Origin of the sequence: Acinetobacter sp. YH12086 (assembly GCF_013419345.1) — a bacterium.
In the GTDB taxonomy this organism is placed as follows: domain Bacteria; phylum Pseudomonadota; class Gammaproteobacteria; order Pseudomonadales; family Moraxellaceae; genus Acinetobacter; species Acinetobacter amyesii.
Window position 1 is genome coordinate 217,396 of sequence record NZ_VPAF01000003.1, and the last position, 11,025, is coordinate 228,420.

Genomic DNA, 11,025 nt, shown 5'->3' on the forward strand with positions numbered 1-11,025 from the left:
TTATCTAAAATATATAAAAATGGATTTGAATATAACTGAATGAAATCAATTGCTTTATTTTGTACCTTTATGATTCCGAGCATCTTATATGCTCAGCAAGTTGTAGATCCAAACCTCTCTAAAACCGTAGAGCTACAGCGATATATTGAACTTGCACAATCAAAAAAACTGTCTGAACACATCAGTTGGCAACGACTTTTATATACAGATCATAAAGGACAAAGTGAAGTTGCCTATACCGGTTATTTTTTAGCTGAAAATGGCCGTCAAAATGCCCAAGCCGAATTAGAGGCAGATGTCGCTGCACTATTTCAAACCGCCGAACCTAATCAAGCCTTTCGTTGTCGTTTCCCTGCGCGTAGTCAGTGGCTGATGCAAGAGTTATCCATCCGTTCAGAGCAGTTACCTGTGGTGAGCTGCCCTGAGTTTGATGAATGGTTTGGAAAAATTAAGCCTTATAAAGCAACATTAATCTACGCCACAGACTTTATGGGTAATCCAAGTTCTATGTTTGGACATACCTTATTGCGTCTCGATCCGAAAGATCAAAAAGAACTAAATTTGGTGTCCTATGCCATTAACTATGCAGCGACAGTTGCAGGTGAAGATAACTGGTCTTATGCATGGAAAGGCTTAACAGGGCAGTATCCTGGTGAATATTCATTGATGCCGTACTACCGTAAAGTGAAAGAATATGGTGATTTTGAAAGTCGTGATTTGTGGGAATATGAGCTAGCACTGACCGAGCAAGAAACCAGTTATTTGGTTAAACATATTTGGGAAATGCAAAATGTCAGTTTTCCCTATTATTTCGCCAGTGATAACTGTGCATATCGATTATTGGGCTTAATGGATTTGGTTCGCCCGACACTGAATTTAACCGAAAAATTTAAAGTTGCTTCCATTCCCGTTGAGACGATCAAAGCGATCAATGATGAACAACTGATTCAAGCAGCGGTTTATCGTCCTGCATTAGAAACGCAGCTTTTGTCACAAGCGCAGCAACATGGATATCGTTTAGCACGCGAAGCGCATAAGCTCGCTGAAATTGAACCTGAGAACATGCCGACAGCACTCGCTCAGTTTAATGAAGTAGAGCAAGCGAAAATATTAGAAATGGCGTATGACCATCTGTATTTATTACTGATTGGGAGAAAGGTGAGTGCGGAAGAAACGCAGCCTAAATTGCGTCAAATCTTGGCCTTACGTAGTCAATCTTCACAACCCAAACAACGGACTGAACCTAAGCAGCCAAGTCTAGACCCAGTCAATGGACATCATGCGCGAAATTTTTCAGCCGCAGTAGGCGAAGTTCAAGGTGAAAAATACATCGAACTCGGTCATCGTCAGGCATATCATGATTTGATCGATCCGCAAGGTGGCTTTCGGATTGGTACGCAGTTGATGTTTTGGGATGGCTCGATCCAATATCGAGACGACCAACTCAAACTCAATCATTTTGATTTTTTATCGGTCAACTCCTACAATCCGATCACGCCATTTAAAACACCGCTAAGCTGGGGTTTTAATTTTGGTTGGCAGCAAGTGTCTGTAGATGCAGGTCAATTTAGTGAAACGAAACAACATGGCGTTGCTGAATTAAAAGCTCAATCTGGATATAGCTGGGCCAATCAGGAACGTACACATTTGTGTTATGTGCAGTCTCAAATGCAGGTGCAGGGAGGCAAGTCACTTGATCAGGGATGGCGAGTGGGCCTTGGGCCGACACTGGGTTGCCAAAATATTTGGTCAGAGAGATTCAATAGTTTGATTCAGGTAGAGCTTCCGTATTGGGAAGATGTGCAACAGTGGAATCTAAAACTTGATGCTGAATTACAATATATCGTCAACCAACAAAATGCTTTAAGACTAGGTTATGAATACCAGCAGCAAGATGATCAAGATTGGAATAAATTGAAATTGAGTTATGTATTTTTCTATTAATTTTTAAAAATAGATAAAATGTGAAATATCAAAGAAATTTGTTTTTTTATGTAAGTAAAGCGAGGTATGATTTCTAGCTTTGTAATAGCTGTGGTTTGTGTCACCGAATGAATCAAGAATGTATTACAAGTCTAAGTCAGACTTGGAAAGATATTTGTGATCAATATACTGAAAATGAACATCTTGCAGCTTTGCAATTTATTCAGAAGCATGTTGAGCATTTAGTCACTGTTTTTTATGAACAAATGTCGCGAGAACCAGCGTCAGCTGAATTTTTTAAAGACGATATTATTCAAAAAAGGCTCATCGACACCTTAAGAAAATGGTTATTAGAAACATTTAATGTTGCACTAAATAATGATTTTGAAATTTCGGTTAAAAGGCAGCAAAAAGTTGGAATGGTGCATGCGCGTGTCGGCATTCCGTCATGGTTGATTATGCGTGGTGTACGTGAAATAGAACGTAAAATATTTGAAATTTTAGAGCTAAACCAAACTCAAAATATTCTCCATATGTGTAGTTATATTGTGCAAATTATGGGATTTAGCACAGAAATTATGTGCAGATCTTATGAGATCAATACGGAAAAAAAACAAGAAACCAAGCATAATTATCGCTTATTTTCAGCGATGCAAGATGTGGCAGTGCATAAAGATAAACAACGTGGTTCATTGCTCAATTGGGAAAATGAATTGATGTTTAAAATCTTTTCGGGAAATGTCAGTTTTTATCATTCCTTACTTTCAAAATCAGAATTTGGATTGTGGTTTATTCATAAAGCGGCATATGCTTTTTCGGGTTCAGATCAGGTTCAATTAATTATTGATCGAATTTATCAAGTAGATGAGCTAACGCAGCAAACCACACAAATAACGGATAAAGATCAACTGCAACATTTGATTCAACAGATTCGAGACTTAAATCGTGAAATTCAGCATTTAGTCGATCAATTATTTCAGGTGGCTGAATATATTGAGTCAGGCAATGATTCTTTGACGCAACTCCTAAACCGTCGTTATCTTAGTACTATTATTTCACGTGAAATTACTTTTGCACGTCAAAATGAAACGCCTTTGTCTTTGCTAGCCTTTGACGCGGATTACTTTAAAATGATCAATGATAAGTTTGGTCATGCGGCAGGTGATCTTGCACTGAAATTTATTGCCGAAGCTTTGCAGCGTTACAGCCAAGGTAGCGATTATGCATTCCGTATTGGTGGCGAAGAGTTCTTGTTACTCTTGGTGGACACCAATGTAAACCGTGCGATGAAAGTTGCAGAAAATATTCGCCAATATATTGAAAACGGAGTGATCCGAACAGTACAAGGTCAGCAATTTAGTTTAACCGTTAGCGTTGGCTGTGTGCAGTATAATGGTCATCCTGACTATCAACGTTTACTAGATGCTGCCGATATAGCACTCTATGCTGCCAAGAATACTGGTCGTAACCGTATTTACGTTGCTAAAACTGATCAGCAAACAAGATCATCTTCATCCTAAATGGATATTCACTTAATTTTGCTTTGTAAAAAATCTAAAAATTTTGCTTTTTGCTCTACATACTTGGGATGAACTTTAGCTTCATCCCATTTTTGTTTAAATACTCGTGCAGCAGCTGCTTTGACGGGATCCTCTTTTTGTCTTGGAAGCTCTTCGCGTCCATGTGCACCACTTAATCCTTTTTTATCATTAGGGACTGGACCCTCATATTTTTTACCACCTTTATGGTTGGCATAGCGACGTGCACGTGTAAAACCCATCTGCAAAAATTTACGTGCCATATCTGCACCGACAAAATCTTCAGCGTCTAAATACTCTTCAAAAAGTTGCCAAATTTTGGTACTGCTTTCGATGGCTTTTTCTTCATTAGCAAATCGCCAATAAGGCAAAATTTCAGATTTATAAGGCTCTACGAGTAATACACCTTGTTCACCACGTCCAATTCTATAAAGTTCAGGGTGTTCGCGAAAATTTATCTTTTTAAAATCTAAACTGTAATCAAAACTATTGGAATGAACGCGTGATACACGCTTAGGTGTGGGGATGGATTTATTATTCATATTCACTCCATTACAACCTTACTCTATTTCAAGCTTAAGCTAAAAAAGTAGCCCCAGTTGAGGCTACTTTTTATTTTGTCTTTTTGCTGGTGGATTTGGCTTTGGTCGACTTGGTTTTTTCTCCCTTAGACTTGCTTGCCTTAGCATCCGTTTTCTTTGCTGTTGAAGATTTTTTTGTTGCTTTCTTCTCAGCTTTTGGCTTTTCCTCTTTAAATTTAGTGCTTTTTTTTGATGTGCTGGCTTTTTTAGGGGCCTCTTTTTTGTCAGCTTTAGATTTCGGCGAACTTTTAGTTGATGCAGATTTTTTAGCTTTTACTTTTTCATCTTTAGTTGCAGCTTCTTTTTTAGAAGTGCTGTCCTTAGATTTTTTTTCAGCAGTTTTCTTTGTTGCTTTGTTTGAATCTTTACTCGATGCTTTAGCTGATTTTTTTACTTTATCCTCATTCTTTTTTGCAGTTTTTGCCGTAGTTTTCGCTGTCTTTTTCTCATCTTTTTCAGTTGTCTTTTTTGCGGCTACCATAGTGATCACCCTTAGTTAGTAAAAAAAAGAAAATAGCAATGAATCTAAAGGATTCATTTTGTTTTCAATGTACGGACTAATCTTGAATATGGGGGGGAAATCATGTTATGAAATGTTTAATTTATGAACAGAAATACATTAAGTAATTGATATCAATTTTATGCTGTAGTTTTGAGTTACAAGTCTTACAGCACGGTTACAAACAATATTTTTAAAAGATATTTTTTCAAAATAAATATTTTGGGCGATTAAACTTCTACAACCACATAGTATTTTTTGACGGCTTCGACAACTTCAAACTTGCCCTGAAACGATGGGGGAATAATGCCCGCATGGCCAGCAGAAACTTCGATATATCCGCCTTGTTGATCATGAATACGTACTAAACCTTCAAGGATTGTAAAAAACTCTTGTTTGTTCGGTGCAAAGACAATATTCCATGCACCAACTTCACATTGCCAGATCCCGCAGTCCATATTGGGGTGTACATACAGGCTTGCGGTTTCACGTTTAGGATTGCCTTGAACCAAACGGTCTGGGCGAGGGAAGTCTATGCTGTGTTCGGCTTGTGCTAAACCCTGACCGGCAATATATACATCTGACATGATTCATCCTGAAAATAGTACTTTGCTATCAAAGCAAACGATTTTCGACATTAAAACACAAATAAAAAAAGCCTCAAGAGCTCGAGGCTTTTTTTATGAGTGCTAACGCTGAATGTTCTATTAATAGCTTTCTGGAACTGCACTTAAAAATTCACGACGTTCTTCTTTATTGGTTTTAAAGTCACCGACAAAAGAAACGGTACGTGTTGTAGACTCTTGTTTACCTACACCACGCATCATCATGCACATGTGAGCTGAATCAATCACCACAGCAACACCACGCGCACCAGTCACTTCAGCCACTGCTTCAGCAATCTGCTGAGTAAGGTTTTCCTGAATTTGTAAGCGACGGGCAAACATTTCTGTAATACGTGCGAATTTTGATAAACCTAAAACATTGCCTTCTGGGAGATAAGCAATATGTACACGGCCATAAAAAGGCAATAAATGGTGCTCACACAATGAATAGAATTCAATATTCTTAACTAAGACCATTTCACGGTTATCGGATGGGAAAACCGCATTGTTGGTCACTTCTTCAAGTGTCTGGCTATAACCAGAAGTAAGATATGAAAAAGCTTTAGCAGCACGCATAGGCGTATCTTTAAGACCCGGGCGATTCAGATCTTCACCAACGGCAGTTAGGATATTTGCGTAGGATTGCTGCATAGACATAAGACGTGTTCACTTACACTGAGAGATTGAACAAGGACGGCATTGTAGCAGAAAACTATTACAATGCCTTCTTTTGGAGTTAAATCCGATTATTGTTTAAACTGTGGGTTTTTTTCTGCACGTTTAAGCAGAACCAGTACAGCACCTGTGCCGCCTTGTTTTTCTGGGGCGCTCACAAATGCCAATACATCACGATGTTGACGTAACCAACTATTTACATAAGTTTTTAAAATTGCTTCTGGACCTTTGCCATGCACAATTTTAATAACGTTTTGATTGTCATCTTTCGCCATTTGAATAATTTGCAGCACGGCAGAACGGGCTTCTTCAACAGTGCAACCGTGTAAGTCGACAGCTTCAAACCAACGTAGATTACCAGCTTTCAAATCTTCAAAAACTTTATGTTGTAAGGTTGCAATGCGATAGCTTAAAGCAGCTTGACTGGCAACAGGGTTGAGCATCGCTTGCGTATCAGAAAGTAATGCATCATCTGTTTCCATAGGACCAATTGCAGCAGCACGTTTAGCCAACGTTTGCGCATCAGGTTTTTTACGACCCACTTTTTCCATTTTTGCAATATTTCCTGCATTCATTTTTTGAACACCTTGCATTTGCTTTTGGAAAAGCGCGAAGTCTTCTTCCTGCTCTTGTTCAACAGTCTTTGGCGTTGGCTCAGGCTGTTTAGCAATCGTTGAGGAATGTGGATTCGTAATTTGCTTTTTAAAAGATTTCAGTAGGTTGTACTGATCTTTTGAAAGCGAAGAATCGTGTTTGCTCATAATGAAAAAACGGGAAATATACAAAAATTTAGTGCAATTATAGCCTTAAATGGCACTGATTTGAACTGGAAAGACTTTATATAAAGAAGACTCTTAATTCATTACAAGTCCTATTTGGGCTTCAAAGTTGAATTAATTAATTTAATAACTTTTTTATTTTTATATTGTTCTGCAAGAGCTAATGCTGATTGTTCTTCATTAAATTTAGAAATACACACGATTTCGGTTGAAGCGCCTTTTTCAAGTAAATAAGAAATTATCTGATATTGATTTAGGCGGATAGCTTTACCTAATGGGGAGCATCTAGTGAAATAATATGTTTGTGGTTCAACTTCATCTACTACAAGTTCATTTATTTTTCTCAGCTTCATTTTTTTGATGAAAGAAATATCTGTGTGCTCGATAGCCGCCATAATTAAGGTGGTATCATAAAATTCATTGTTTTCACCAAAATTTAAATATTCAAGATACAAATTTTTGGCTTTTTCATAATTATCAATATCATTTTTCTGTGTCAGGTTCTTTATAGCATTTTGGAAAAAATCATTCATATCATCAAAATCATTTATTGCTGCATGGAACATGAATATATTTATTAAATATGGCTCATCAGCTAAATTCTTTTTCAATAAATGAGGGGTATCTTTATAAAAAATCTGTTCAAAATGATTTAATTTTTCCATGGAAATAGGGTGAGATATAATATTGATTGGTTTTGATAAAGAATTTTTTTGTCCTTTAGAAATAGAAAAATAGGTTGAATTTTCAATATTCTTGTTTTTAGTATTGATTGAGAAATTAATGACTATTGGTAAGCCTTGATAACTAATGATTTCAAGTTGATTCTTATTGAAATCATAATTTTTGCCCTTTAGCACGTGAGTATTTATATTTGGAAAAATTTGATTTAGGTCAATCTGCGCAGCAATGATGCCTTCGGGCATATTGGAAATATTAAAGTAGAGGATATGATTTTGGTCAATATGATACGGTGAACCAGTATAAAGAGTTATATTTTTGCCTAACTTATCTGGTGTAGTGAAACCAAGATTAATGAAATGAATAGAAGAGTAGAAGAAATAATCGACTTCATTATTTTTAATTCTCAATTGAATAAAAAATATAAAAAGGATGTGTAATTTTTTTAATATAGATGCAAAGGAGAAAAAGGGTGAGCGAACTCACCCTACATATTTCATTTATATTTTATCAGGCACACCAAACAGCTCCTTGAATGCCTGATCAGGGCGTGGCTGCTTCATAAAACTTTCACCGACCAAGAAGGCATGAATGTCATGTTCTTGCATCATCGCGACATCAGCAGGTGTTGCAATGCCGCTTTCTGTCACTAGCAGGCGAGAAGGCTCAAGTAACTTCTTCAAACGTAATGATGTATTGAGGTCAACTTCAAAGGTTTTTAAATTACGATTATTGACGCCAAGTAGACAGTTGTCAGAAAGACGCATTGCACGCTCAAGTTCTTCTTCGTCATGTACTTCAACCAATACGTCGAGATTGTGCTCAAAAGCAGTTTTCGACATTTCTTCGAGTTGTTGATCAGACAAACAAGCCACAATTAAAAGAATACAGTCAGCATGTAATGCACGTGCTTCAATTACACCATAAGGGTCAATTAAAAAATCTTTTCGCAGCGCAGGTAAGTCACAGTTCGTACGTGCAATCTGAATGTTTTCATCGGCACCTTGGAAAAAGTCGACATCAGTTAAAACAGACAAACATGCCGCACCAGCATCTTGATATTGCTGCGCAATTTCAGCAGGGTTAAAGTTTTCACGAATGATGCCTTTCGATGGTGATGCTTTTTTAATTTCAGCAATCACCCCCGGACGTTTAGAGCCGAGGTTTTGTGCAAAACCTCGAATGGGTGTAGCTGCTTGAGCTAGCTCTTCGACATCTTTATAGCTACGTTGTTTAAGACGGGCTGCAAATTCTTCTTTTTTACGTTCAACAATTTTACCCAAAATTGTATTGGCGATATCTACCATGATCTGTGTCCTAATCTTAAGCTTCGTATTCTTTTAAAGTTTTCGTAAATTCAGACAAAATGCCCATTTTTTCTAAGGCTTGACCGCCATAGATAATGTCATGTGCTAATGCAACACCTTGTTTATAGCTTTTGGTTAAGCCTGAAACATAAATGCCTGCGCCTGCATTTAGGGCAATCATATTCGCGGCTTTATCACCGAGCGCAGATTTGTTTTTACCTAAAGCATCTTTAATTAATTTTAGACTTTCCGCAGCACTATCTACAGATAGACCTGTTAAGGTTTGCGATTCGATATCTACAGCTTCCGGTTGAATTTCCCATTCAGTGACTTCGCCATCTTTGAGTTCTGCAACATAAGTACTTGATGCAAGGCTAATTTCATCTAAACCATCTTTAGAATGCACCACCAAGACATGTTCTGCACCAAGCTGTTTTAAAACTTCAGCCATAGGACGACATAATTCTGTAGAGAAAACACCAATCACAAAACGTTTTACGCCGGCCGGATTCGTAAGCGGGCCAAGTAGGTTGAAAATACTACGGAAGCCCAATTCTTTACGTGGACCAGCAGCATATTTCATGGCTTTATGATGATTAGGGGCAAAGAGGAAACCAACGCCCATTTCACGAATACAACGTTCAGTTTGCTGCATGTTAAGGTCAAGGTTAATTCCAGCTTGTTCTAAAAGATCAGAAGAGCCTGATTTTGATGAAACACCACGACCGCCATGTTTAGCAATAGTTGCACCTGCTGCTGCAATAACAAAACTAGACGCAGTAGAGACGTTAAATAAGTTTTGACCATCACCACCTGTACCAACGATATCCACCAAATGTGGTAAATCACTGACATCAATTTTGATCGCAAACTCACGCATTACACGTGCTGCGGCAGTGATTTCATCAATACTTTCACCTTTTTGGCGTAAGCCCATCATCAGTGCGCCAATTTGAGCATCGGTCGCTTCACCTTGCATGATGGTTCGCATCACTTCTTCCATTTGAGGTTGAGTGAGTTCAATATTTTTAGTGATGTTATTTAAAGCTTGTTGAATATTCATAATATTTTTTGCACTCGATTAAGCGTAAATTTCTAAGAAGTTTTTAAAGATTTGATGGCCATGTTCACTAAGAATTGATTCAGGGTGAAACTGCACGCCTTCGACAGGCAATGTCTTATGTTTAACGCCCATGATTTCTTCCATCGTGCCATCTTCTTCATTGGTCCAGCAGGTCACTTCTAAACATTCAGGCAAAGTCGCTTGATCAATCACCAAAGAGTGATAACGCGTTGCGGAAAATGGAGAAGGGAGGTTGCTGAAAATACCTTGATCGCTGTGATACATGTCAGATAAACGACCGTGCATCACTTTTTTAGCGCGAATAATATCGCCGCCAAAAGCTTGTCCTATGGCTTGGTGGCCTAAACACACACCCAGTAAAGGAATTTTCCCCGCAAAGTGTTGAATCGCAGGAATTGAAATGCCTGCTTCACTTGGCGAACAAGGGCCAGGACCAATGACTAAATACTTCGGTTGCCATCGCTCGATATCTTCCAATGTCACGGCATCGTTACGTACAACTTTTACTTCCTGATTTAACTCGCCAAAATATTGGACGATGTTGTAGGTAAAAGAGTCATAATTGTCGATCATTAGAAGCATTTTGGATGTAAACCTCTGATTTTTATTGTGGTAATAATTAATTAATATAATTGTTACTCACAATGTTACTCACATTAGAATTTTTGCTTAAATTTAGCGCAATTAAAAAAGCCGCTAATTTAAGCGGCTACTTTATCAGAGTTTGAGGGCTGTGTGACAACTTCATTTACATAGCTATTCAGCCAGTAACTTAGTTTTCCATCCTTATTTGGTTTTTGAATCACACCATCATTAATACGAGAATAAAGAGAGGGAATTGAGATATTTAATCGTTGGGAAAACTCTCTCACATTTACTCGACGCTCATCCTTTTTTTGAATAGCTTTTTTTAGCTCTTGCATTTCATTAAAGATAGCTTGAAGCAATTCATGTTCAGCATTGGATTTCATCAAGACACCTCCTTCAAACTTTCCATCACATTTCTAGACAACCCGCTCAAATAACAGCTAAACAAGTGGTATAGCTCATCAGCATTCATTTCATTAACTTCGATCATGCCGCCTGTGCCATTTACAACACGCTGACGTGACCAACCACGCATATTGAAAGTAAACTCATTGTCGTAATCGACTGCATTCACAATCGCATTAAACAGTTCAACTTCCTGCGCATCCCAATTTTCAAAGTAGGGCATGTCTTTTGACGTTAAGTTGTCAATTTGGAGCTGGGCGAATTGGGGTTTTGTTAATCGAATTTTAGTCATTAATCGCACACTCTATAAAATCAGTAAGAGACATGAAGTCACCGTAATACAACTGATTAAAAACCTTA

Annotated in this window: 13 protein-coding genes; 2 read left to right on the top strand and 11 right to left on the bottom strand. The window is 37.8% G+C overall.

Annotation, left to right across the window (positions count from 1 at the left end):
• The first annotated feature begins 69 nt into the window (after positions 1-69).
• Both FTU29_RS05855 and FTU29_RS05860 read left to right on the top strand, forming a co-directional pair.
• Positions 70-1,944 carry a DUF4105 domain-containing protein gene (locus FTU29_RS05855; protein ID WP_373423581.1) on the top strand — a complete coding sequence of 625 codons (1,875 nt, stop codon included), beginning with the start codon at positions 70-72 and terminating at the stop codon, positions 1,942-1,944.
• 107 nt (positions 1,945-2,051) lie between these two features.
• Positions 2,052-3,443 carry a diguanylate cyclase gene (locus tag FTU29_RS05860; RefSeq protein ID WP_180120858.1) on the top strand — a complete coding sequence of 464 codons (1,392 nt, stop codon included), beginning with the start codon at positions 2,052-2,054 and terminating at the stop codon, positions 3,441-3,443.
• Between the two features lie 8 nt (positions 3,444-3,451).
• On the opposite strand, the gene FTU29_RS05865 is transcribed toward FTU29_RS05860, so the two are convergent.
• The 11 genes from FTU29_RS05865 to FTU29_RS05915 form a co-directional block, all read right to left on the bottom strand.
• On the bottom strand, positions 3,452-4,003 hold the full coding sequence (locus FTU29_RS05865; RefSeq protein WP_180023378.1) for a DUF4385 domain-containing protein: 552 nt from the start codon (positions 4,001-4,003) through the stop codon (positions 3,452-3,454).
• 70 nt (positions 4,004-4,073) lie between these two features.
• The gene (locus FTU29_RS05870) at positions 4,074-4,523 is read right to left on the bottom strand and encodes a hypothetical protein (protein ID WP_180120860.1); all 450 of its coding nucleotides are present in this window, start codon (positions 4,521-4,523) and stop codon (positions 4,074-4,076) included.
• Between the two features lie 248 nt (positions 4,524-4,771).
• Entirely contained in the window at positions 4,772-5,128 is a 357-nt protein-coding gene (locus tag FTU29_RS05875) for a cupin domain-containing protein (RefSeq protein WP_180035550.1), read from the bottom strand.
• A gap of 120 nt (positions 5,129-5,248) precedes the next feature.
• Positions 5,249-5,797, bottom strand: a complete 549-nt coding sequence (gene folE, locus FTU29_RS05880; RefSeq protein ID WP_171262632.1) for a GTP cyclohydrolase I FolE — start codon at positions 5,795-5,797, stop codon at positions 5,249-5,251.
• A gap of 95 nt (positions 5,798-5,892) precedes the next feature.
• Complete coding sequence (locus tag FTU29_RS05885) at positions 5,893-6,582, bottom strand: Smr/MutS family protein (protein ID WP_078191970.1); 690 nt, start codon at positions 6,580-6,582, stop codon at positions 5,893-5,895.
• A 110-nt stretch (positions 6,583-6,692) separates the two neighbouring features.
• Entirely contained in the window at positions 6,693-7,526 is an 834-nt protein-coding gene (locus tag FTU29_RS05890) for a hypothetical protein (RefSeq protein WP_257226899.1), read from the bottom strand.
• Positions 7,527-7,781: 255 nt separating this feature from the next.
• Positions 7,782-8,588, bottom strand: coding sequence for an indole-3-glycerol phosphate synthase TrpC (gene trpC / locus FTU29_RS05895; RefSeq protein ID WP_180010492.1), 807 nt, complete (start codon positions 8,586-8,588; stop codon positions 7,782-7,784).
• 16 nt (positions 8,589-8,604) lie between these two features.
• Complete coding sequence (gene trpD / locus FTU29_RS05900; protein ID WP_168379163.1) at positions 8,605-9,651, bottom strand: anthranilate phosphoribosyltransferase; 1,047 nt, start codon at positions 9,649-9,651, stop codon at positions 8,605-8,607.
• Positions 9,652-9,669: 18 nt separating this feature from the next.
• Positions 9,670-10,254 carry an aminodeoxychorismate/anthranilate synthase component II gene (locus FTU29_RS05905; RefSeq protein WP_078190263.1) on the bottom strand — a complete coding sequence of 195 codons (585 nt, stop codon included), beginning with the start codon at positions 10,252-10,254 and terminating at the stop codon, positions 9,670-9,672.
• 119 nt (positions 10,255-10,373) lie between these two features.
• Positions 10,374-10,643, bottom strand: coding sequence for a hypothetical protein (locus FTU29_RS05910; protein WP_078191966.1), 270 nt, complete (start codon positions 10,641-10,643; stop codon positions 10,374-10,376).
• Positions 10,643-10,957, bottom strand: a complete 315-nt coding sequence (locus FTU29_RS05915) for a hypothetical protein (RefSeq protein WP_180120862.1) — start codon at positions 10,955-10,957, stop codon at positions 10,643-10,645. The genes FTU29_RS05910 and FTU29_RS05915 overlap by 1 nt, the downstream gene beginning before the upstream one ends.
• Between the last annotated feature and the right edge of the window lie 68 nt (positions 10,958-11,025).

What these genes read in the sequence shown, in the direction of transcription:
- FTU29_RS05855 (WP_373423581.1), top strand. Translation starts at nt 70, where the DNA reads ATGATTCCGAGCATCTTATATGCTCAGCAAGTTGTAGATCCAAACCTC.
- FTU29_RS05860 (WP_180120858.1), top strand. Translation starts at nt 2,052, where the DNA reads ATGAATCAAGAATGTATTACAAGTCTAAGTCAGACTTGGAAAGATATT.
- FTU29_RS05865 (WP_180023378.1), bottom strand. Translation starts at nt 4,003, where the DNA reads ATGAATAATAAATCCATCCCCACACCTAAGCGTGTATCACGCGTTCAT.
- FTU29_RS05870 (WP_180120860.1), bottom strand. Translation starts at nt 4,523, where the DNA reads ATGGTAGCCGCAAAAAAGACAACTGAAAAAGATGAGAAAAAGACAGCG.
- FTU29_RS05875 (WP_180035550.1), bottom strand. Translation starts at nt 5,128, where the DNA reads ATGTCAGATGTATATATTGCCGGTCAGGGTTTAGCACAAGCCGAACAC.
- folE (WP_171262632.1), bottom strand. Translation starts at nt 5,797, where the DNA reads ATGCAGCAATCCTACGCAAATATCCTAACTGCCGTTGGTGAAGATCTG.
- FTU29_RS05885 (WP_078191970.1), bottom strand. Translation starts at nt 6,582, where the DNA reads ATGAGCAAACACGATTCTTCGCTTTCAAAAGATCAGTACAACCTACTG.
- FTU29_RS05890 (WP_257226899.1), bottom strand. Translation starts at nt 7,526, where the DNA reads ATGCCCGAAGGCATCATTGCTGCGCAGATTGACCTAAATCAAATTTTT.
- trpC (WP_180010492.1), bottom strand. Translation starts at nt 8,588, where the DNA reads ATGGTAGATATCGCCAATACAATTTTGGGTAAAATTGTTGAACGTAAA.
- trpD (WP_168379163.1), bottom strand. Translation starts at nt 9,651, where the DNA reads ATGAATATTCAACAAGCTTTAAATAACATCACTAAAAATATTGAACTC.
- FTU29_RS05905 (WP_078190263.1), bottom strand. Translation starts at nt 10,254, where the DNA reads ATGCTTCTAATGATCGACAATTATGACTCTTTTACCTACAACATCGTC.
- FTU29_RS05910 (WP_078191966.1), bottom strand. Translation starts at nt 10,643, where the DNA reads ATGAAATCCAATGCTGAACATGAATTGCTTCAAGCTATCTTTAATGAA.
- FTU29_RS05915 (WP_180120862.1), bottom strand. Translation starts at nt 10,957, where the DNA reads ATGACTAAAATTCGATTAACAAAACCCCAATTCGCCCAGCTCCAAATT.